General features: G+C 68.9%; 15 protein-coding genes and 1 riboswitch. Of the genes, 6 read left to right on the top strand and 9 right to left on the bottom strand.

Features of this window, described 5'->3' with window-relative positions:
* Positions 1-199: 199 nt before the first annotated feature.
* The 4 genes from IAE41_RS17650 to IAE41_RS17635 all read right to left on the bottom strand — a co-directional run bounded on the left by IAE41_RS17650 (position 200) and on the right by IAE41_RS17635 (position 5,610).
* Positions 200-2,179, bottom strand: coding sequence for an AsmA family protein (locus tag IAE41_RS17650; RefSeq protein WP_200734017.1), 1,980 nt, complete (start codon positions 2,177-2,179; stop codon positions 200-202).
* Between the two features lie 82 nt (positions 2,180-2,261).
* Entirely contained in the window at positions 2,262-2,900 is a 639-nt protein-coding gene (locus IAE41_RS17645; protein WP_200734016.1) for a hemolysin III family protein, read from the bottom strand.
* Positions 2,901-3,054: 154 nt separating this feature from the next.
* Complete coding sequence (locus tag IAE41_RS17640) at positions 3,055-4,659, bottom strand: peptide chain release factor 3 (RefSeq protein ID WP_200734015.1); 1,605 nt, start codon at positions 4,657-4,659, stop codon at positions 3,055-3,057.
* Positions 4,660-4,725: 66 nt separating this feature from the next.
* A complete protein-coding gene (locus tag IAE41_RS17635; protein WP_200734014.1) occupies positions 4,726-5,610 on the bottom strand; it encodes a M23 family metallopeptidase in 885 nt (294 codons plus the stop codon).
* 148 nt (positions 5,611-5,758) lie between these two features.
* Positions 5,759-5,877: riboswitch (SAM riboswitch) on the top strand.
* A 77-nt stretch (positions 5,878-5,954) separates the two neighbouring features.
* Between IAE41_RS17635 and IAE41_RS17630 the strand changes: the two genes are divergently transcribed.
* From IAE41_RS17630 to IAE41_RS17620, 3 genes are read left to right on the top strand one after another with little or no spacing between them, the layout of a single operon-like run.
* Positions 5,955-6,986, top strand: coding sequence for a homoserine O-succinyltransferase (locus IAE41_RS17630; RefSeq protein ID WP_200734013.1), 1,032 nt, complete (start codon positions 5,955-5,957; stop codon positions 6,984-6,986).
* Entirely contained in the window at positions 6,983-8,218 is a 1,236-nt protein-coding gene (locus IAE41_RS17625; RefSeq protein WP_200734012.1) for an O-succinylhomoserine (thiol)-lyase, read from the top strand. Before IAE41_RS17630 ends, IAE41_RS17625 begins: the two co-directional genes overlap by 4 nt.
* Positions 8,215-9,282: a homoserine dehydrogenase gene (locus IAE41_RS17620; RefSeq protein ID WP_200734011.1), complete on the top strand. Its 1,068-nt coding sequence runs from the start codon at positions 8,215-8,217 to the stop codon at positions 9,280-9,282. The genes IAE41_RS17625 and IAE41_RS17620 overlap by 4 nt, the downstream gene beginning before the upstream one ends.
* 155 nt (positions 9,283-9,437) lie before the next feature.
* On the opposite strand, the gene IAE41_RS17615 is transcribed toward IAE41_RS17620, so the two are convergent.
* Positions 9,438-10,433, bottom strand: a complete 996-nt coding sequence (locus IAE41_RS17615; RefSeq protein ID WP_200734010.1) for an alpha/beta hydrolase — start codon at positions 10,431-10,433, stop codon at positions 9,438-9,440.
* A 184-nt stretch (positions 10,434-10,617) separates the two neighbouring features.
* Positions 10,618-12,000: an L-serine ammonia-lyase gene (locus tag IAE41_RS17610; RefSeq protein ID WP_010482751.1), complete on the bottom strand. Its 1,383-nt coding sequence runs from the start codon at positions 11,998-12,000 to the stop codon at positions 10,618-10,620.
* A gap of 99 nt (positions 12,001-12,099) precedes the next feature.
* Between IAE41_RS17610 and IAE41_RS17605 the strand changes: the two genes are divergently transcribed.
* Positions 12,100-12,327, top strand: a complete 228-nt coding sequence (locus tag IAE41_RS17605) for a glutaredoxin family protein (protein WP_108758001.1) — start codon at positions 12,100-12,102, stop codon at positions 12,325-12,327.
* A 79-nt stretch (positions 12,328-12,406) separates the two neighbouring features.
* Here IAE41_RS17605 and IAE41_RS17600 read toward each other — a convergent pair whose 3' ends face one another.
* The 3 genes from IAE41_RS17600 to IAE41_RS17590 are packed head-to-tail and all read right to left on the bottom strand — an operon-like array spanning position 12,407 to position 14,196.
* Positions 12,407-12,979: a YceI family protein gene (locus IAE41_RS17600; protein WP_079222816.1), complete on the bottom strand. Its 573-nt coding sequence runs from the start codon at positions 12,977-12,979 to the stop codon at positions 12,407-12,409.
* A 3-nt stretch (positions 12,980-12,982) separates the two neighbouring features.
* Positions 12,983-13,555 carry a cytochrome b gene (locus IAE41_RS17595; RefSeq protein ID WP_079222815.1) on the bottom strand — a complete coding sequence of 191 codons (573 nt, stop codon included), beginning with the start codon at positions 13,553-13,555 and terminating at the stop codon, positions 12,983-12,985.
* Entirely contained in the window at positions 13,552-14,196 is a 645-nt protein-coding gene (locus tag IAE41_RS17590; protein ID WP_200734009.1) for a YceI family protein, read from the bottom strand. The genes IAE41_RS17595 and IAE41_RS17590 overlap by 4 nt, the downstream gene beginning before the upstream one ends.
* 162 nt (positions 14,197-14,358) lie before the next feature.
* Here IAE41_RS17590 and IAE41_RS17585 point away from each other — a divergent pair, with 162 nt between their 5' ends.
* Together IAE41_RS17585 and IAE41_RS17580 are read left to right on the top strand one after the other, a co-directional pair.
* Positions 14,359-17,898, top strand: a complete 3,540-nt coding sequence (locus IAE41_RS17585; RefSeq protein WP_200734008.1) for an ATP-binding protein — start codon at positions 14,359-14,361, stop codon at positions 17,896-17,898.
* Between the two features lie 98 nt (positions 17,899-17,996).
* Positions 17,997-21,527 carry a hybrid sensor histidine kinase/response regulator gene (locus IAE41_RS17580; RefSeq protein WP_200734007.1) on the top strand — a complete coding sequence of 1,177 codons (3,531 nt, stop codon included), beginning with the start codon at positions 17,997-17,999 and terminating at the stop codon, positions 21,525-21,527.
* Positions 21,528-21,626 lie beyond the last annotated feature (99 nt).

Below are 21,626 nucleotides of genomic sequence, written 5' to 3'. Positions count from 1 at the left end.
TGCTTCTTTCTTTTGAATTCCCGCTCTCGTTCCGCGCGCGCAGGAAACTGTAAGGAGGCGGAGGGCTATCGCAGGCAGGACCGTAGGCGCCATGGATGGCGCCTACGAGCTACATGGACGTATTTACCGCGTGTCCTGCCTGCGATAGCCCTCCGCCTCATCCCATGAACCGGAAGGCGCCGCGAACAACGCTGTAAACCTACTTCGCGTACTGCCCACCGCAGTTGGCATCCTTGCCCGGCCCCGTTTCGATCGTGGCCAGCAGCGCTGCCGGCGGGGCAATCGTCCCCAGGGCCAGCGCAACCGCACCGCGCAGGCCCAGGGCCTTGAAGTCCGGGCGGAACGAAGGATCCTTGAACGTGCCGCCGATGCGCAGCGGTGAACGCAGCACCAGGATGCTCTTGTCCTTCGGCCGCGGCTTCATCAGCAGGTCCATCTGCTCGTCGCGCAGGCTCACCGTGCCTTCGCCGATGATGATGGTGTCGGTGGTGTCCACCGCCAGTGCGCGGCTGGTCATCAGGCCGTCGCGTACGCCGAAATCGGCGAAGGCGCAGCGCAGGGGAATCTGCCGGTCACCGGTGAACAGGAATTTCAGCGACTCGGTGATGTCCAGGCCAGCCAGTTCCATCACCAGGTTGCCGACGTGGCCGCGGCCCATCGCCACGCCGACATCGCCGCTGCTGCTGCCGAGCATCGCGGCGATGGAGTTGCCACGGCCGGCCAGGTCGATCTGGCCGCTGATACCACCCTTGGCCTGTTCGGCCAGCTTCGCATCCGGGAACAACTGGCCCAGCTGCACGCCGCGCACGCTGGCCGTCAGGGCCGTGGCAATCTGCGGCTGGCGCGCGTCCATGCGGATGGTGCTGCGGATGTCACCGCCGGCCACGCCGAAGTTGAGCGGGTCCAGGCGCAGCACACCGTCGTCCAGCAGCAGGTGCGCGTCCATGTCATCCAGCGGCAGTGAGGGCGCATTGATGCGGTGGGCCTTCCAGCGCACGTCGGCATCCATCGCGCGCAGCTTGCCCAGGTTGTACGGGGTGTCCGGCAGTACCCGCGGGCTGGCTGCAACCTGGGCAGCCTGCGCCTTCTGTTCGGCGTTGGCGGTCTCGCCGCCGCCGGTCTTCGGCGGGGCACCGACAAAGCCGGCGAGGTCGTCGAAATCGAGCCGTCGCGACTCCAGGGTGGCGGTCAGGCGCGGACGCTCACGGCCCACTTCGAACTGCAGGGTGCCGCCCAGATCGCTGTCGCCGACCTTGCCGGTGAACCCTTCGTAGCGCCACACGTTGTGGTCGCGCTTGAGCCGGCCATCGAGGGCATACGGCGGCGAGGGCGGTATGGCGATGCCGAGCAGCGGGTAGAGGTCGGCCAGGTCCTGGCCACTGAGTGCGAACTGCAGGTCGAACACCTGCAGCGCGAACGGGTTGGTCAGTGTGCCGGTGGCCACGGCGTGGGTGCCGCCGGCCCGGCCGTCCAGGTGGATGCGGAACGGATGCTCGCTGTCGGTCAGCTGCAGCGGCGATTCAGTGCCGCCACTGAGGGTGAACGGGTTGCCCTGCCAGCGGCCCTGGCCTTTCACCAGCAGAGGGGGCGCGGCGTCGGCCTGTTTCGGTTCGCCACTGCGCACGCCGACACGGATGTCGGTGCGGCCCAGCGCGTCGAGGAACTGCAGGCGCCCGTCGTCGATACGCAGGCCCTTCAGTTGCAGCGAGCTCTTGCCATCGCTGGCGGGCAGGAAATCCCAGTTGCCGGGCTCGCCCTTGCGCGGGGCGGTTTCCAGCAGGACGTCGGGCCGGGTCAGGCGCACTTCGGGCAACTGGATGCTGCCGCGCAGCAGCGGCCAGACCCGGATGTCGATCTCCACGCGATCCGCGTTGGCCATGTTGGCCTGCTTGGACCACGTGGCATTGGCAAAGGTGATCGCATCGGCGCGGATGGTGCTGGTACGACCGAGGTCGACGTCCAGGTGGCCGATGTGCAGGGCGCGCCCGGTACGGGCCTGGACCGCGCGTTCCACCGGGCCCTTGAACCAGTTCCAGTCCCACAGTGCGATGAGGATCAGCAGTGCGGCCAGCAGGAACACCAGCACGGCCAGCCAGCGCTGGCCACGCGGGCCGGGGCGGCGAAGTCGCCAGCGCGACGTGCGCGGCGCAGCAGGGGCAGGGGCAGGGGCAGCATTCACGCTGCCATGGTTGCCCCATCCGGGTGGACGGGGCGCGAAGCGCTCATGTGCATGGCGTGCACATGGGCGCCGAACGGCCGCGCTACAGCACCTGCATGGTCACCGCGACAAAGTGGCAGACGCTGCCGCCGATCACGAACAGGTGCCAGATCGCGTGCGAATAGGGGATCGATTCGCGGTGGTAGAAGTAGGTGCCCAGCGTGTAGGACAGGCCGCCGGCGAACAGCCATGCCAGCGTGCCGCCGTCGATGGAGGCCCACATCGGCTTGATGGCCACGATCACCAGCCAGCCCATGGCGATGTAGATGCCGGTGGAGAGGGCCTTGAAACGGCCGGTATAGAACAGCTTGAACACCACGCCGCCCAGGGCCAGGGCCCAGATGGCGGTGAACAGGCCCCAGCCCCATGGCCCGCGCAGGCCGATCAGGGTGAATGGCGTGTAGGTACCGGCAATCAGCACGTAGATCGCGCAGTGGTCGAAGACCTTCAGGCGGCCCTTCGCCGTAGGGTGCTGGATGGCGTGGTACAGCGTGGAAGCGGTGTACAGCAGCAGCAGGGCGATGCCGAACACGATGGCACTGGCAAGCTGCCAGCCGTCGCCGTAGATGGCGGCCAGGGTGATCAGTACGGCGCTGGCGGCCAGCGCGAACACGGCGCCGAGCCCGTGGGTCAGGGCGCTGGCGATTTCTTCACGGATGGAAGCAGCAGTCGTGGAGGACATGGCAAGGACGGATTTCGCGGGGAGGGGGACCCGCAGCCCCCCTATCATCGCCGCGATGGCGGGCGCTTGCACCCCCGCTACCGTATGGGGGATGAATCCGCGCCCATCCACGCATGGCGTGGATCTACCGGGGCGCGGATCCGACACCGGGGCGTCAGCCCGCCGGGACGGTATGCGCTGCTTCGCGGGTGGCCGAGAAGCGCACGTCCGGCGAACGTTCCTGGGCCAGCTGCAGGTTCACCCGGGTCGGCGCCAGGTAGACCAGGTGGCCGGCCGCATCCAGGGCCAGGTTCAGCGCGTTCTTTTCGCGGAACTCTTCCAGCTTCTTCTCGTTGCTGCAGTGGACCCAGCGCGCGGTGGTCACGCTGACCTGCTCGAAGGTGGCTTCCACGCCGTACTCGTCCTTCAGGCGGTAGGCGGCCACGTCGAACTGCAGCACACCCACCGCGCCCAGGATCAGGTCGTTGCTGGTGAGCGGGCGGAAGAACTGGGTCGCGCCTTCTTCCGACAGCTGGGCCAGGCCCTTCTGCAGCTGCTTGAGCTTGAGCGGATCGCGCAGGCGCGCGCGGCGGAACAGTTCCGGGGCGAAGTTGGGGATGCCGGTGAAGGTGACCGCTTCGCCTTCGGTGAAGGTATCGCCGATGGAGATGGTGCCGTGGTTGTGGATGCCGATGACATCGCCCGGCCAGGCTTCGGCGGCGATCTCGCGGTCGCTGGCCATGAAGGTCAGTGCGTTGGCCAGCTTCATGTCCTTGCCGGTACGCACGTGGAAGGTCTTCATGCCGGCGCTGAAGCGGCCCGAGCAGATGCGCATGAACGCCACGCGGTCGCGGTGCTGCGGATCCATGTTGGCCTGGATCTTGAACACGAAGCCGCTCAGCTTGTTTTCCTCCGGCGCGATGATCCGGCCGGTGGTGGTGCGCGCCTGCGGCGGCGGGGCGTGCTCGACGAAGAAATCCAGCAGCGGCTGCACGCCGAAGTTGTTCACGCCCGAACCGAAGAACACCGGGGTCTGCTTGCCGGCACGGTAGGCATCCAGGTCGAACGGGTGGCTGGCGCCCTGCACCAGTTCCAGTTCATCGCGCAGTTCGGCCAGCATCTGTGCACCGATCTTCTCGGCCAGGCCGGGCGCATCGATGGACGGGAAGATGGTCGAATCCTGGCGGGTGAAGTTGCGGCCCGGTTCGTACAGGTGCACCTCGCCGGTCAGCAGGTGCACCACGCCCTTCAGGCGCTGGCCCATGCCGATCGGCCAGGTGACCGGAGCGCACTGGATGCCCAGCACGGTCTCCACTTCATCCAGCAGCTCGATCGGGTCCTTGCCCTCGCGGTCGAGCTTGTTGATGAAGGTCATGATCGGGGTGTCGCGCAGGCGGCAGACTTCCATCAGCTTGATGGTGCGCTCTTCCACGCCCTTGGCCACGTCGATCACCATCAGCGCCGAGTCCACCGCGGTCAGCACGCGGTAGGTGTCCTCGCCGAAGTCGGCGTGGCCGGGGGTGTCGAGCAGGTTGACGATCTTGCCTTCGTACGGGAACTGCATCACCGAGGAGGTGACGGAGATGCCGCGCTCTTTTTCCAGCGCCATCCAGTCGGACGTCGCGTGGCGGGCGGCCTTGCGGCCCTTCACCGAACCGGCCATCTGGATCGCGCCTCCGAACAGCAGCAGCTTTTCGGTCAGCGTGGTCTTGCCGGCGTCAGGGTGGGAAATGATGGCGAAGGTGCGGCGACGCGACGCTTCGTTGGCGACTTCGGACATGGCAGTGGCGCCCGCCCGGGGCGCTTTTCAAAGAGATAAGCGCCCGATTATACCGGCCGGGGCCGATCAGCGCCCGGTGCCACCGTCGGCGTCGCCCTGGCGGGCGAACTGCAGCTGGCCCTGCGCGGTGAAAATGCGCACCGGCACCGAGCGCAGGCCCATGCCGCGGTTGACCTGGACCACGAAGTGCAGGTGCGGGGCGGTGCTGTAACCGCTGTTACCGGACAGGCCGATCGGCTGCCCGGCCTGCACCGCCTGGCCCGGGCGCACGCGCATGCCGCCGGCCTGCAGGTGGCCGTACAGCGCCATGCTGCCGTCGCTGTGCAGGATGCGGATGAAATTGGCACGGCCGGCATCGCGCTCGCGGTCCTGGCCGTTGGCCTTGAAGCCATCCTGCACCTGCATCACCGCGCCCTCGCGCGCAGCCATCACCAGGGTGGCCTCGGGCAGGGCGAAATCCACCGCATCGCGGTTCTCTTCGTCCTGGTGGCTGAAGCGTCCGTTCGGGGCCTGGTCCACGCGTAGCCGTGGCGCCTGGAAGGGCAGCCGGTAGGCCACGTCCTCGGCCCGTGCGGCGGGGTTGCCCGGCACCGACTGCAGGCGCACCTCCAGGCTGCGGCCATCGGCCGGGGCCGGCAGGTGGCCGACCACCAGGCTGCCACCGCCCTGTATCAGCGAACGCAGCGGCAGGCCTTCGATGGCGCCGCCGGGCGCCGGCCGCAGCTCGATCTGCACCGGGCCTGCCAACGGGTTGTCGATGCGCGCCTGCCATTGCCCGCCCATCGCCTGCAGCTGCAGCCGGGTGGTCGGCGCGGCCTGCGGGGCATCGTCACCGGCCGCGGCCGCACCCGCCTTCGGCACCAGGCCCCAGCCCTGGCGCCAGTCGCTGGCGTGGACGGTTGCGCTGGCCAGCAGGCACAGCAGCAGGCAGGACAGGAGCAGGCGGGGCATCGACGGATCCAGCGGAAAGGGCGCTGGGGACTGTAGCGGATCCTGAACGCGGGGACCGGTCGCAGTTCCCGGAATGGCGGTTCATTTATTCCATCGCTTTATCCGCATGAAGGGATTGACAGGCCCGGAAAGGGCTGGCATCGTGGCTCCACCATCGAGACCGGCAGAGGGACAGGCCCTTTGAAGCCGGGGCAGCCCGCAGGCGCGAAAGCGTCCGCGTAGGTGCCAAATCCTGCGGGGACCGTGGCGTCCACCGAAAGATGGTTCGAACCATGCACCGTACGTGCATCTCGAACGCGAGCCCCGCGAAGGCTCGATGGCCGATTTCCCACACGGATCCCGCCATGAGCTTCGCCCCCAGCACTGCCGCCCGCCCCGAATCCTTTGTCCCTGTCAGCGTGCCGGTCGATGACCGCGTGCACGCCGAGCGCGGCGAGTTCGCTGCCGTGCTGTCGATGCGCCACGCCGGGGCCAGCCCGGTGCGCCTGCGCTACGAGTGGGTGGGGCCGGCCAACGCGCCGGTGGTGGTGCTGGCCGGCGGCATTTCCGCCCACCGCCATGTCGCCTCCAATGCACAGTTCAGCGAAAAGGGCTGGGCCGAAGGCTTGGTCGGCAGCGGCCGCGCGCTGGATCCGCAGCAGCTGCGCGTGCTGGCCTTCGATTTCATCGGTGCAGATGGCGCGCTGGACGTGCCGATCGATACCGCCGACCAGGCCGATGCGCTGGCGCTGCTGCTCGATCATCTCGGCATCGGCGTGCTGAAGGCCTTCGTCGGCTATTCCTATGGCGCGCTGGTCGGCCAGCAGTTCGCGATCCGCCACCGCCGCCGCGTGCGCCAGCTGGTCCTGGCCAGCGGTGCGCACCGCCCGCATCCGTATGCCGCCGCCTGGCGCGCCCTGCAGCGCCGTGCGGTTGCGCTGGGCCAGCTGCAATGTGGCGAGGACCATGGCCTGGCGCTGGCCCGCCAGTTCGCCATGCTCAGCTACCGCACCCCGGAAGAATTCGGCGAGCGCTTCGATGCGGCGCCGGAAGTGGTCAACGGCCGCGTGCGCGTGGCCGCCGAAGACTACCTCGATGCCGCCGGTGCGCAGTACGTCGCGCGCACGCCGGTGACCGCCTACCTGCGCCTGTCCGAATCGATCGACCTGCACCGCGTGGACCCTGCCGCCATCCTGCCTCCCACCGTGGTGGTGGCCGTGGAAGGAGACCGGCTGGTGCCGCTGGCCGACCTGGTCGGCCTGGTCGAAGGGCTGGGCCCGCGCGGCAGCCTGCGCGTGCTGCGCTCGCCCTACGGCCACGACGCCTTCCTCAAAGAAACCGATCGCATCGACGCGATCCTCGCTACCGCCTTCCGCACTTCTGGAGAGTCCGCATGAGCCTGTACGCCAACGAGCCGTCCTGTAGCCGCACCACTGCCGCTGTCCGCGCCGGCATCGACCGCGACACCGCCCACGGTGCGGTCACCCCGCCGATCGTGCTGTCGTCGAACTTCAGTTTCGATGGCTTCGGCAACAAGCGGCAGTACGACTACACGCGCAGCGGCAACCCGACCCGCGACCTGCTGGGCGAAGCACTGGCCGAACTGGAAGGCGGCGCTGGTGGTGTCATCACCGCCACCGGCATGGGCGCCATCAACCTGGTGCTGAACGCACTGCTGCAGCCGGGCGATACCCTGGTGGTGCCGCACGATGCGTACGGCGGCAGCTGGCGCCTGTTCAATGCACTGGCCAAGAAGGGCCACTTCACCCTGGTCACCGCCGACCTGACCGACCCGCGTGCGCTGGCGCATGCGCTGGCCAGCCAGCCGAAGCTGGTGCTGGTGGAAACGCCGTCCAACCCGCTGCTGCGCATCACCGACCTGCGCTTCGTCATCGATGCCGCGCACAAGGCCGGTGCGCTTGTCGTGGTGGACAACACCTTCCTGTCGCCGGCCCTGCAGCAGCCGCTGTCGTTCGGTGCCGACGTGGTGCTGCATTCGACCACCAAGTACATCAACGGCCACAGTGACGTGGTCGGCGGCGCGGTGATCGCGCGTGACCCGGCGGTGCACGAGCAGCTGGTGTGGTGGGGCAATGCGCTGGGCCTGACCGGCTCGCCGTTCGATGCCTTCCTGACGCTGCGCGGCCTGCGCACGCTGGATGCGCGCCTGCGCGTGCACCAGGAAAACACCGCTTCGATCGTCGCCCTGCTGGATGCACATCCGGCGGTGGCCCGCGTCTATTACCCGGGCCTGGCCGACCACCCCGGCCATGCCATCGCCGCGCGCCAGCAGAGCGGTTTCGGCGCCATGCTCTCCTTCGAACTGGCCGACTGCGAAGGCGAAGATCCGCATGCCGCAGTGCGCGCCTTCGTCGACGGCCTGCGCTGCTTCACCCTGGCCGAATCGCTGGGCGGCGTTGAAAGCCTGGTCGCGCACCCGGCCACCATGACCCATGCGGCGATGACCGCCGAGGCACGTGCCGCCGCCGGCATCAGCGAAGGCCTGCTGCGCCTGTCGGTGGGCATCGAAGCCGAGCGTGACCTGCTGGCCGATCTCGACGCCGCGCTGCAGCGCGCCGAAGCGGTGATCGGGGCTGCGGTGCGCCGCAAACAGGTGGTGGATGCATGAGCGCGCTGGCCGCAGACATTCCTGCGCTGGGTGGAGGCCGTCTGGCCCTGCTCGGCACCGGCACGGTGGGCACGGCGTTCGTGCAGCGCTACCAGGCATTGCAGGCACGTGGGCTGGACCTGCCCAGCGTGCAGTGGCTGGCCAACTCGCGCACGGCGCTGGCGATCGACCGTGACCTCGCGCTGCCGCTGGAACTGGCCCGGCGCGCGCCGCGCGATGGGCAGAGCTCGCCGCCGTGGGCCAGCACCGAGGGCCTGGAGCGCGGCGACGTGGTGGTGGATGCCACCGCCAGCGAGGACGTGGCCGCACGCCACGTGCAGTGGCTGGCCCGCGGCGTGCACGTGGTGACGGCCAACAAGCTGGGCCGCGGCGCGCAGCTGGCACGCGCACAGGCCATCGCCGAAAGCTGTGCCGACAGCGGTGCGCGCTACGGTGACAGCGCCACGGTGGGTGCCGGCCTGCCGTTGTTGAGCAGCCTGCGCGCGCTGGTGGCCGGCGGTGACCACATCCATGCCATCGAAGGCGTGCTGTCCGGGTCGCTGGCCTGGCTGTTCCATCGCTACGACGGCCGTTCGCCGTTCTCGGTGGCAGTGCGCGAAGCGCTGGAGGCCGGTTACACCGAGCCCGATCCGCGCGTGGATCTGTCTGGCGAGGATGTGCGGCGCAAGCTGTTGATCCTGGCCCGCAGCAGCGGGCTGGCGCTGGATGCGGCGCAGGTGCAGGTGGATTCACTGGTGCCGGCGGCGCTGGCGGCATTGCCGCTGGGTGAGGCGCTGGCCGCGCTGGAGCAGCTGGATGCGCCGCTGCAGGCGCGTTGGCAGCAGGCGCACGCTCAGGGCCGCGTGCTGCGCTTCGTCGGCCGTGTCGATGCCGAGGGGGCGCAGGTCGGACTGCGCGAACTGCCGGCCGATCATCCACTGGCGCAGGGTGCGGGCACCGACAACCGCGTGGCCATCCACAGCGACCGCTATCGCCAGCAGCCACTGCTGATCCAGGGCCCGGGTGCGGGTGCGGAAGTGACCGCCGCAGCACTGTTGGATGATGTGCTGCGGATTGCCGGTTGACGGCCTGCCGCTGCGCTCGCCGGGCATGGCCCGGCGCTACCGCCCGTAGATCTGCACCTCCGTAGAGCCGAGCCCATGCTCGGCTGCGCTTGACGTTGCCGGTCCTGCGCGATGAGCCGAGCATGGGCTCGGCTCTACAACGGGAACCCGGCAGGTCAACGGGTCTTCAACACCTTCAACAGCGCGGCGTTGAACTGCTTGGGATCCTGCACCTGCGGCGAATGCCCCAGCCCGGCGAATTCGACCAGGGTCGCGTTGGGAATGGCAGCGGCCGCCGCCTTGCCCAGCGCAGGGTAGTCACCCAGCGTGGCCTTCAGTTCCGGTGAGGCGCGGTCGCGGCCGATCGCGGTGCGGTCCTTCTGGCCGATGAACAACGCGGTCGGCACCTGCAGGTGCTTCAGCTCGTAGACCACGGGCTGGTTGAACACCATGTCCGAGGTCAGCGCCTGGCTCCACGCCACCGCCTGCTTGCCGGCGCCTTCGTACATGCCTGACTGCATGCGCGCCCACTGTTCGTAGGCGGGCTTCCACTGGCCGTCGTAGTACACGTCCAGCTGGTAGCGGCGGATGCTGTCATAGCTGGTTTTCAGTTCGCCGGCATACCACTCATCGACGCTGCGCCACGGCACGCCCAGTGCCTTCCAGTCTTCCAGGCCGATCGGATTGACCAGTGACAGGCTGCGCAGGTCCTGCGGGTACATCAGCGCGTAGCGGATGGCGAGCATGCCGCCCATCGAATGGCCGACCACGTGCACCGGCTGGTCGCCCAGCTGCAGCTGCTGCAGCAGCGCATGGGTGTTGGCGGCCAGCTGGCCGAACGAATACTGGTAGCGCTCGGGCTTGCTGGCCTTGCAGAAACCGATCTGGTCCGGAGCGATCACCCGGTAGCCGGCGGCCACCAGCGGCGCGATGGTCTGCTGCCACGTGGCCGCGCAGAAATTCTTGCCGTGCAGCAGCACCACCACGCCGACCGCCTTCCGTTTCGGGGTGACGTCCAGGTAGGTCATTTCCAGCGGCTGGCCCTGCGATTGCAGGGCGAAGGTCTTCACCGGGTAGCCGTAATCGAAGCCTTCCAGGCGCGGGCCGTAGGTTGGCGAAGCCAGCGCGGAAAGGGGCAGGCAGGCAAGCAGGGCGGCGGCGATCACGCGCATGGGACAGTCCGGGGCAGGGGAGCCCCGAGCCTAACCGGAACACCGTGACGGTGTCGCCCCGTGAGGTAGAGTCGACCGTTGGTCGACTACCCTCGAACAACGCGCGGAATTCCCGCGCTGCGCGCGATAGTCGACTGACAGTCGACTCTACCGAGGGCCCGAACCCAGCCCGCGGCGCTACCCCTCAGCACTCGATGACGTTCACCGCCAGGCCACCACGGCTGGTTTCCTTGTACTTGTCCTGCATGTCGCGGCCGGTATCGCGCATGGTCTTGATGACCTTGTCCAGCGAGACCTTGTGCTTGCCGTCGCCACGCATGGCCATGCGCGAGGCATTGATCGCCTTCACCGCACCCATCGCATTGCGCTCGATGCAGGGGATCTGCACCAGCCCGCCGATCGGGTCGCAGGTCAGCCCCAGGTTGTGCTCCATGCCGATCTCAGCGGCGTTCTCGATCTGGCTGGGGTTGCCGCCCAACGCTGCGACGAGGCCGCCGGCGGCCATCGAACAGGCCACGCCCACTTCGCCCTGGCAGCCGACTTCGGCGCCGGAAATCGAGGCGTTTTCCTTGTACAGGATGCCGATCGCCGCCGAGGTCAGCAGGAAGTCGAACACGCGCTGTTCGTTCGCGCCCGGGCAGAAGCGGTCGAAATAGTGCAGCACCGCCGGCAGCACGCCGGCCGCGCCGTTGGTCGGCGCGGTGACCACGCGGCCACCGGCAGCGTTCTCCTCGTTCACCGCCAGTGCGTACAGGTTGACCCAGTCCAGCGTGGTCAGCGGGTCGCGCATCGCCGCTTCGGGCTTGGACGACAGCTCGCGGTACAGCGCCGGTGCACGACGGCCGACCTTCAGGCCGCCCGGCAACACGCCTTCCTCGCGGATGCCGCGCGCCACGCACGACTGCATCGCGCTCCAGATCTCGCGCAGCTGGGCGCGGATCTCGTCCTCGCTGCGCCAGCACTTTTCGTTCTCGAACATCAGCTGGGCGATGCTCAGGCCACTGCGCGCGGTCTGCGCCAGCAGTTCATCGCCGCTCTTGAACGGGTAGGGCAGCGGGGTTTCATCGGGCACGATGCGGTCATCGGCCGCATCGTCCTGGTTGACCACGAAGCCGCCACCGACCGAGTAGTAATCGCGGGTGGCGATCACTTCGTCCTCGGCGTTGTAGGCGGTGAAGCGCATGCCGTTGGTGTGGTACGGCAGCTTCTGGCGCTTGTTCATGCCGAGGTCGCGCTTCTCGTCGAAGGCGATCTCGTGCTGGCCCATCAGCTGGATGCGCTTGCTGCTGCGGATGCGTTCCAGGGTGGCCGGGATGATGTCCGGGTCGATCAGGTTCGGGCGCTGGCCCTCAAGGCCGAGCAGGATGGCCTTGTCGGTACCGTGGCCGCGGCCGGTCAGGGCCAGCGAACCGTAGACGTCGGCGCGGATGCGCGCCACTTCATGCAGCCGGCCCGGATCGAGCAGCCAGCGGTGGATGAAGCGCTCGGCGGCCTTCATCGGCCCGACGGTGTGCGAGGAGCTCGGGCCAATGCCGATCTTGAAAACGTCGAACGTGCTGACAGCCATGGTTGCCGTACTGCGGGTACCGGAAGAGACCGCTATTCTAGCGGTTCATGCCGCCCGCCATGGCCGCGGCGCAGCATTTCCGCCAAGGGGGCCGGACCTGTGTTGACCCTGTTCCAGCGTGATGATTGCCACCTCTGCGACATGGCCCTGGCCGAGCTGGCCAAGGCAAGGGCGCCGGAGTTCGATTCGGTGTTCCTGGACGACCAGCCCGGGCTGGAGGCGCGCTATGGCGCGCGGGTGCCGGTGCTGCGCGACGAGGCCGGCGACCGCGAGCTGGACTGGCCGTTCGATGCGGCCGGCGTGCAGGCCTGGCTGGCTGCGGGGTGAATCCGCCGGGCATGGCCCGGCGCTACCCGACATCAACGTTCCAAGGTAGCGCCGGGCCATGCCCGGCGGCAGGCCCGTGTTATTTCGCGTCGAACTTGACGATCGTGCTGATCGAGGTCTCGTCCGGGATGGTCTTGGTGTCGGCCCAGTCGCCGCCGCCCACGCCGAAGTCCAGGCGCTTGACCGTTGCCTTGCCGGTCAGCACCGGCTGCGTGCCCGGCTTCCAGGTGAAGGTGAGGGTGACCGGCTTGCTGACGCCGCGCAGTTCCAGCGTGCCGTCGGCGGCATACTGGTCGTTGCCCACGGCGCGGAAACCCTTGGCGGTGTAGTGCGCGGTCGCGAACTTGCCGACATTGAAGAAATCGGCGCCCTGCAGGGTCGAGTCACGGTCGCTGTTGCCGCTCTTGGCGCCGGCCAGCGGGATCACCACGTCCAGCGAACCAGCAGCCGGGTTGGCCGGGTCGAAGCTGAGCTTGGTGGCAAAGCCCGGGAAGCTGCCGGTGAACACTTCGCCGTCGTACTTGGTGGCGAACACCAGGATCGAGCCGGCGCCGGGGGCCTGGGCGTAATCGGCGGCCAGCACCGGGGCGGTGGCCAGCATGCCGGCCAGGGCGGCGGCCACGGCGGCCGGGGTGGTCAGTTTCAGGGTCATGGGTCAGTCCTTCTGGGGGGAGGCGAGCCAGCCGCGCGGCAACATCCGCGACAGGGTGGCATCACGCTGGAACAGGTGGTGGTAGAAGGCAGCACCGGCATGGGCCAGCACCACCGCGATCAACAGCCAGAAACCGTACTCGTGGATGGCATGGGACACCGCGACGGTCTGCGGGTCGGGGCCGCTCAGCTTGGGCACGTCGACCAGGCCGAACCAGCGGAACGGACGCAGGCCGCTGGCCGAGTCATACAGCCAGCCGGACAGCGGAATGGCGAACATCAGCACGTACAGCAGCACGTGGGTAGCGCTGGCGATGCGTTCCTGCCAGCTGGGCACGCCCGGCACCGGCTTCGGCGCACCGGCATACAGGCGCCAGCCGAGGCGGAACAGCACCAGTGCCAGCACGGTGATGCCGATGGACTTGTGCGCGGTATAGACCCAGAAATATTTCGGCGTCTTGGGCAGTTCACCCATGGTCAGGCCGACGATGCCCAGGGCAAGGATCAGCAGGGCGATCAGCCAGTGCAGGGTCTGGCTGACACTGCCCCAGGCGGCGGGAGTGTTCTTGGCGGTCATCGGGGATCCTTGGGGGCCGTCGTGCTGTCGGAGTGGGAATCAGGGGCGGGAGTTCCCGGCGTATCGCTGCGGTCGAACGCGGCTTCTGCCTCGATCCTCACCTGTACGGCATCGCCGATGACGCCCGGCCACGCGGTGATGCCGAAGGCACGCCGGCTCAATGTGGTGGTGGCGGAAAAGCCGACGGTGCGGCGGAACGGCGGCAGCGGATAGCGCTTGACCGCGTTGAGAGTGACATCGAGCACCACCGGCTGGCTGACCCCGCGCAGGGTCAAGGTGCCGGCGACCTGCGCATGCTTCTCGTCGACCGGCTCGACGTGGGTGGAAACGAAGCGCGCGGTGGGGAAGCGTTCGCCATCGAGCAGGCTGCGGGCGAGGGTGGCCTGGTTCCACTTGGCATCACCCAGGTCCAATCGCGACACGGGGATCTCAACGTCCAGAGTCGCCTCCCGCCAGTTGTCGGGATCGAACCGCAGCTGTCCCGCACTGCCGGAAATCGTGCCCATGGCCTGCGAATAGCCGGCATGGTCGATGGCGAACAACACACGGGTATGCACCGGGTCGATGCGCCAGGCATCGTTGCCCGCCCACGCCGGGGCGGCGGCAAGCAGCAGGGGCAGCAGGGCCAGGCAGGAACGCATCGGCAGGGCTCGGCGGAAAGGTGCCTCGATCATACGCACAGGCCCTGCACTGCGCTGTGTGCACGGCTGCAACAGTTCGTGGTGGCAATGCCGCTGGAAACAGCCTGTTGCAGCGATGACCCCGGCCCTGTGTGACAATCGGCGCAGGACAGGGGGTTCAGGATGAAGAGCGGCTGGCGCCGGTACTGGCGGTGCATCGCGGGGGCAGGTCTGTTGCTGATGGCGTTGGCCACCTCGGCGGCGACCTTCGACATGGCTGGTGAAACACCGCGCCTGCGCCGATTCGGTGCGGCCGAAGGCTTGCCGTCGCGCATGGTCCTTGCCTTGGCCGAAGACCGCAGCGGGCACATCTGGGCCGCCACCGACGGTGGCCTGGCGCGCTATGACGGCGGCACCCTGCGGGTCTGGCAGCATGATCCGGAACAGCCCGGCTCGCTGCCCGGCAACGAGATCGAGACGCTGCTGGTCGATCCGCTCGACCGCGTCTGGGTCGGCATCAACGGCAAGGGCGTGGCCCGGCTGGATGCGGACCGCGAGCGCTTCATCTCCTTCGACGCACTCAACAACGAATGCCAAGGCCAGGTCTGGACGCTGGCCTATGCCGAAGAGGCACTGTGGGTTGGCAGCAGCACCCACGGCGTCTGTCGTTTCGGCGAGGACGGCAGCCTGCGTTTCTTCCGGCAGGCACCGGGTGGGCTGCCCAGCGACACCATCTACAGCAGCCTGGTCGACGCGCAGGGCCGCCTGTGGCTGGGCACCGAAGCGGGCCTGGCGCGCTGGAACGGCACGGCATTCGAAGCCGTCGCCGCGCGCGAACTGGGCGCGGTAAGCGTGCTGCGGTTGAGCCGTGATGCCGAGGGCGCGATCTGGATCGGCACGCAGAACGATGGCCTGTACCGGATCGATGCGCAGGACCGGGTGAGCCGGCCGCGCTGGGCCGACAGCGCCCAGCTGCGTTCGGCGATGGTGCTGGCCGATCGCCAGGGGGGCTACTGGGCTGGCACTTCCGACGGCCTGCTGCGCGGTGATGCGAGCCAGCTGCGGCGGCTGGAGGGCGACCGCGGCAGTGGCTTCCTGACCAGCCACAGCGGCGTGCTGGATCTGCTGCAGGATCATGAAGGGGGCATGTGGGTTGCGCTGTTGACCCAGGGCCTGGCCTACCTGCCGCCGGACTGGCGGCGTTTTTCCACGTGGTACCAGCTGGATGGACGCCCGCTGGACAGCCAGTACCTGCTGAGCGCGGCCAGCGATGGCCGCAACTACTTCGTCGGCTCGGCCCACGGCGTCTACCAGATCAACGCACAGGGCACGCTGAGCCTGCTGGCCAGCGACCGCGAGCTGGGCAGCGGCGCGGTATGGTCGGTGCTGCCGCGCCCGGATGGCCAGCTGTGGCTGGGTCGGGCCGGACGCCTCAGCGTCTACAACCCGGCCCGGCGCACGCTGCGCGACTGGCCCATCGCCGGTGGCGCCGACCTGCGCCAGCGCATCGACCTGATGCGCCAGGCCCCGGACGGCACGGTCTGGATATCGGTGATGAACATGGGCCTGCAGCAGCGTGCGGCCGATGGCCGGGTGCTGCGGACCTTCGAGTTGGCGGCGCTGCGCGGCGAAGGCGATGCGCCGGTGGAGCAGATCCGCTTCGATGCGCGCGGGCAGGCCTGGCTGGTCGGCGCGATGGGCATCTGGCGCGAGCAGGCCGAGCGCTTCGTGGCCGTGCCCGGCGTGTCGCAGGGGCAGATCTACGACCTGGTCTGGATCGACCCGCAGCAGCTGTGGCTGGCCAGGCAGGGCGCATTCGAACGCTACCAGTGGGATGGCCTGGGCCTGCGCCTGATCCAGCGCGTCGACGCGACCTACGGCATGCCGCCGGTCAGCATGGGCGGGCTGGCGCTGGCCCGTGATGGACGCGTGTGGGCCACCACGCCGCGTGGCCTGGTGCGCTGGGATCCGCAGACGCGGCGCGTGCAGCAGTTCAACGAACGCGATGGCCTTCCGGATGCCGAGTTCACCGGTCGGCCGCCGGCCATCGGCGCCGACGGCCGCGTGCTGGCGGTGACCCAGACCGGCCTGGTCGGTTTCGATCCCGACGCGGCCGATGTCGTGCTGCCGCCGTCGCAGCTGGTGATCGCGCAGGTGCGCGTGCGCCGCGACGATGCGCGTGGCTGGCAGCCGTTGCCGGCGGACGGCACGCTGCTGCTGGGCCCGGATGATCGCGACCTGCAGATCGACGCGCGCCTGCTGTCCTATGCCAACCCGCAGGGCAACCGCTACCGGTTCCGCGTCGACGGCTACGACCAGAACTGGGTGGAGCAGGGCGGCGATGGCCAGCGCACGCTGTCGCGGTTGCCGCCGGGGCTGTATTCCATCGAAGTGCAGGCCGCCACCGCCAGCGGGCCGTGGACGGCCTCGCAGCGGCTGCAGGTGAAAGTGCTGCCACCGTGGTGGCGCAGTGGCATGGCCATCTTCGGTTACCTGATGCTGGGTTCGCTGTTGCTGCTGGTGACGGTGTGGTCGATCCGCCGGCGCCTGCGGCGGCGCCAGCAGTGGCAGCTGACCGTGCACAAGCAGCAGCTGGCCGAGCAGGCCTCGCAGGCCAAGAGCCGCTTCCTGGCCACGCTGGGCCACGAGGTACGCACGCCGATGACCGGCGTGCTGGGCATGAGCGAGCTGTTGCTGGCCACCGAACTGGACCCGGTGCAGCGCAGCTACGCCGGCTCGATCCAGCAGGCCGGCAGCCATCTGCTGCGGCTGGTGAACGACGCGCTGGACCTGGCCCGCATCGAGGCCGGGCGGCTGGAGCTGGATATCCGTCCGTTCGATCTGAACGGCCTGCTCGACCAGGTGCAGGCGCTGATGCAGCCGATGGCGCAGCAGCGGCAGCTGGCGTTCCGGCGCGAGGACGCGCTGCCCGGACCGATCTGCGTCAGCGGTGATGAAATGCGGATACGGCAGATCCTGCTGAACCTGCTTGGCAATGCGATCAAGTTCACCGAGCGTGGCTACGTGGGGCTGGGCGCCCACCTGCAGGAGGGGGGCGGCGCGGTCACTTTCGAGGTCAGCGACAGCGGCCCGGGCATCAATGCCGAGCAGCAGCGCCGGCTGTTCCACCGCTTCGAGCAGGCCGACGGGCCGCGCACGGCCTCGCGCTATGGCGGCAGCGGGCTGGGGCTGGCGATCTGCCAGGAACTGGCCGTGGCGATGGGCGGGCACATCGACGTGGACAGCCAGCTGGGCAAGGGCGCGCGTTTCCGCGTGCATGTGCCGCTGCCGTGGACGCGCCAGGCGGCGTCGCCGCAGAGCGAGGCGGCCGCGGTGCCGGTGCTGCCCGCCCTGCGCATCCTGCTGGTGGAGGACGATGTCACCGTGGCCGACGTCATCGCTGGCCTGCTGCGCGCGCGCGGGCACCAGGTGGTGCACGTGCTGCATGGGCTGGGTGCGCTTTCGGAGATCGCCACCGACGGCTTCGATGTCGGCCTGCTCGACCTGGACCTGCCCGCGCTGGATGGCACCGCCATCGCCCGCCAGCTGCGCGCGATGGGCTACGAGCTGCCCCTGGTGGCGGTGACCGCGCGTTCCGATGCCTATGCGGAAACCCAGGTACTTGCCGCCGGCTTCGATGGTTTCCTGCGCAAGCCGGTGACCGGTGACCTGCTGGTGTCGGCAATCCTCCAGGCCCGGTCGAAACGCCAGATAGACGTCTGATCGGGACAATCGCTGGCGTGAATGCCCTGACTTTCGGTTTACCATGCCGACGCCGCACAACGCGGGGTCCATCAACAGGCAGCGTGAGGAGGCAATCGGTGGCGTATCTGCGGGCAGCGACGCTGCTGCTGATCCTCCTGTGCGTGCTGGCGCCCGTGGCCGCGCAGCCGGTGCCGCCGACCCCGCGGCAGGTGACCGTGTTCGACGGGCTGCCGTCCAACACCGTCAACCGCATGGCCGAAGACCGCTACGGCTACCTGTGGATCGCCACCAATGACGGCCTCGCCCGCTACGACGGGCGCAACTACCGCGTCTGGCGTTCCGAGGACGGGCTGCGCGACAACCGCATCTGGACCGTGCTGGTCGATGCCCAGAACGAGCTGTGGATCGGTACCGAGAATGCGGGCGTGGTGCGGATGTCGGCCGATCGCCGGCAGCTGCGCTTCTACGACCGCAGCAGCCAGCCGTTGATGGCCAGCAACACGGTGTGGAGCCTGGCCTCGACGCCGGACGGCGCCATCTGGTTCGGCACCTACGGCGGTGGCCTGTACCGGCTGGATCGCGGTGACCGCCTGCAGCGCTTCCTGCCCGAAGTAGACAACCCGCGCAGCGTGCCGGCCGCCTCGATCCCCTTCCTGGCGACCCTGCCCGACGGCACCTTGTGGGTGGGCACGAAGCACGGCGTCGCGCGCTGGACCGGTACCGATTTCGAGCGCATCGAGGCCGGTATGCTGCCCAGCCAGCTGGTCAATGGCCTGACCGCCGAACCCGACGGCAGCCTGTGGATCAGCACCGTGGCCGGCGCCACCGTGCGCCGGCCCGACGGCCACTTCGAGGCGCCGCCGTGGCAGTTGCCGGCCGATGACCAGGTGCTGGGCATGATGCTGCGCGATGAGCAGGGCGGGCACTGGCTGGACACCCGCAGTGGCCTGGGCCGCGCAGTGAATGGCCAGTACCAGACCGTGCCGCTGTACAGCGCGGTGGCGCGCGGCCAGGTGCGGCCGAACTGGGCGGGGGCCTACGAAGACCGCGAAGGCGGCATCTGGCTGGCCAGCACCAATGCCGGCCTGTGGCACCTGCTGCCGCGCTGGTGGCAGTTCTCGGTGTTCTCGCGGCTGGAGGACGATCCATCGTCGCTGCGCAATGCCTACGTGCTGGGCACCAGCCCCTCGGCCAATGGCGGGGTGTGGACGGTTGGCAGCCACGGTGCGCTGGATCGTTTCGATCCGCGCAGTGGCGACATCGAACAGCATCGGACCTTCCTCAATGGCATGCATTGGCTGACCTCGGTGCGCGAGGATCGACGCGGCCAGGTATGGGTCGGTTCCACCGACGCACTGCTGCGCTACGACCCGCGTAGTGGCGCGCTGCGGCGCTGGGACGGGGAAAGCGGCGCCGATGCCACGATGGAGGGCAACATCGATGCGATGATGACCTGCGACGGCGACAGCCTGTGGCTGATGCTGCCCTCGGGCCTGCAGCAGCGTGACCTGGACGGCCACCTGCGCCGGCAGCTGGAAAACGGGCGTGACGGCCTGCAGGCCGGCCAGCTCAACATGGATGTCGAATGTGGGCCGCAGGACCGGATCTGGCTGGCCAGCAGCCGCGGCCTGCTGCAGTGGCAGCCCGATGCGCAGCGCTTCCAGCCGGTTCCCGGGGCGCCGGCCACGCCGGTGTATGCGATCGACGTCGGCGCCAATGGCCAGGTGTGGTTGTCCGAGGACGGGCGCCTGTCGCGCTACCTCTGGCGCAACGGGCGGCTGGAGCGGCAGGCGGTGATCGGCAGCGAGCAGGGCTACCCGGCCATTGCCGCGACCGGCCTGGTGGTCGATGCGCAGGGCGTGGCCTGGGCCAGCGGTGCGCGCGGCCTGGTGCGGGTGGGGGACTCTGGCCAGAGCGTGCGCCTGTACGGTGTCCACGACGGCCTGCCCAGCCAGGAATTCCGCGACCACACGCTGATCGCCACCGCGAGCGGGCGGCTGGTGGCCGGCACGCCGGCTGGCGTGGTTGCGTTTGATCCCACGCTGGTACGCCCATCGACCCGGCGCGCGCCGCTGGTGATCGAGCGGGTGGAGGTGCGCCGCAACGAACAGGTGCTGGACCTGACCCACGACACGCCGTTGCAGATCGCCGATGGCGACCGCGACCTGCGCATCGTCGCGCGCCTGCTGTCCTTTGCCGACTCGGCATCCAACAGTTACCGCTACCGGCTGACCGGCTACGACCCGGACTGGGTGGAAGTCGGGCCGGGCGGCGAACGCCTGTTCTCGCGCCTGCCGCCGGGCGCGTACCGGCTGGAAGTGCAGGCCCGTTCGGCCGACCACGTCTGGTCGCGGGTGGAAGCCCTGGAGTTCCACGTGCAGCCACCGTGGTGGCGCAGCCTGTCCGGCGTGCTGGTGCTGGCCTCGATCGGCCTGCTGCTGACCAGCTGGTTCGCCTGGTTGTACCGGCGCCGCCTGCAGCGCAAGCACGCCTATCAGCTGGCCCTGCACAAGCAGGAACTGGCCGAGCAGGCTTCGGCTGCCAAGACCCGGTTCCTGGCCAACCTGGGCCACGAAATCCGCACGCCGATGACCGGCGTGCTGGGCATGAGCGAACTGCTGCTGGCCTCGCCGCTCGACCCGCAGCAGCGCGGGTACACGCAGTCGATCCGCCATGCCGGCGAGCACCTGCTGCACCTGGTGAACGATGCACTGGACCTGGCCCGGATCGAATCGGGGCGGCTGGAACTGCAGTCTCGACCGTTCGCGTTGAACGGCCTGCTGCAGGACCTGGCCGCGTTGATGGGCCCGCTGGCCGCCCAGAAGGGCCTGCGCTTCGTGCTGGACAACCAGCTGCCGGCGGGCCTGCAGGCCACCGGCGATGCCATGCGGGTGCGGCAGATCCTGTTGAACCTGCTGTCCAACGCGGTGAAGTTCACCAGTCGCGGCACCATCACCCTGCACGCGCGCTGCGAGGACGGCCCGCGTGGCCTGCACTTCGAGGTGCACGACACTGGCCCGGGCATCAGCCAGGAACAGCAGCAGCGCCTGTTCCGCCGTTTCGAGCAGGCCGACGGCGCCCGCACTGCAGCGCAGTACGGTGGCAGTGGCCTGGGCCTGGCCATCTGCCGCGAGCTGGCGCAGGCCATGCAGGGCCGTATCCGGGTGGAGAGCCAGCTGGGCAGTGGTACCCGCTTCGAAGTGAGCCTGCCGCTGCCGCTGCAGCAGGATGGCGTGGGCGAGGCGGGTGAGGCGGTGCTGGGTGAGGGCGCAGTGGCGAACATGCCGGCGCTGCGCATCCTGCTGGTGGAAGACGATGCCACCGTGGCCGATGTGGTGGTTGGCCTGCTGTCCGCGCGCGGGCACCAGGTGGTGCATGCGGGCCACGCGCTGGCGGCGCTGCGCGAGATCAGCGCGGGCGACTTCGATGTTGGCCTGCTGGATCTGGACCTGCCGGGCCTGAGTGGTTTCGAGCTGGCCCAGCACCTGCGCAACCAGGGCTACATGCTGCCGCTGCTGGCGGTGACGGCGCGGACCGATGCTGACCTGCAGGAGCAGGTGAAGGCGGCGGGCATCGGCGGGTTCCTGCGCAAGCCGGTGACCGGTGAGCTGCTGGTCGAAGCGATCGCGCGGGTACTTGGGCGGTAGGTTTTTTGCAGGGCTTGCAGCCCTGCACCTGCAGAATCAACTTCAACTTCAAAAGCCTGCATTCCGTGGGTTGGCGGGGTGGGTCCGGTTGAGGGGGAC

It is taken from the genome of Stenotrophomonas sp. S39, from assembly GCF_016624665.1.
GTDB lineage: Bacteria > Pseudomonadota > Gammaproteobacteria > Xanthomonadales > Xanthomonadaceae > Stenotrophomonas.
The sequence above is the reverse complement of the archived record's forward strand: the minus strand, read 5'-3'. Positions and strand labels throughout refer to the sequence as shown.